General features: G+C 57.1%; 1 protein-coding gene. It reads left to right on the top strand.

All coding sequences use genetic code 11. The annotated features are described in order from the left end of the window. Nucleotides 1–429, top strand: a 429-nt coding sequence (locus NR112_RS23275) for a hypothetical protein (protein WP_256796467.1), incomplete at its 5' end; no start/stop codon positions are given. Nucleotides 430–441: the final 12 nt, after the last annotated feature.

Genomic DNA, 441 nt, shown 5'->3' with positions numbered 1-441 from the left:
GGGGGGGAGGAGAAAGGAGAGAGAAAGAAGGAGAAGGAAGGAGAAAAGAGAAGGAAGGAAGAGGAGGAAAAGGAAGAGAAAGACGAAAAAGAAGAAGGAGGAGAAAAGGAGAGGGAAGAAAAAAGGGAAGAGAAGAAGGGAAGGGGAGGAAGAAAGAGGAGAGAGGAGAAAAAGGAAGAGGAGGAAGAGGAAGGAGGAGAGGAGAGGGGGAAGGAGGAACAAAGGACAGCGGAGAAGAGAGAGGGGAGAGGAGAGAGGAGAACGGCAGGAGGGAAAGGAAGGGGGAGAGAGAAGGAGAGGAGAGAGAAAGGGAGGGGAGGGGAAGAGGAGGAAGAAGAGAGGAGAGCCAGGAGGCAGGGCAGCGCGGGCGCGGCGAGGCGGAGCGGGTGGCGGCCGGCCTCGGCGAGGCTCAGGTCGGCAACCTTGTAGTCGAAGGACATG

This window comes from Terrabacter sp. Ter38 (assembly GCF_024519435.1).
Taxonomy (GTDB): domain Bacteria; phylum Actinomycetota; class Actinomycetes; order Actinomycetales; family Dermatophilaceae; genus Terrabacter.
Note: the sequence above shows the minus strand (reverse complement) of the source record. Positions and strands in the feature narration are given on the sequence as shown.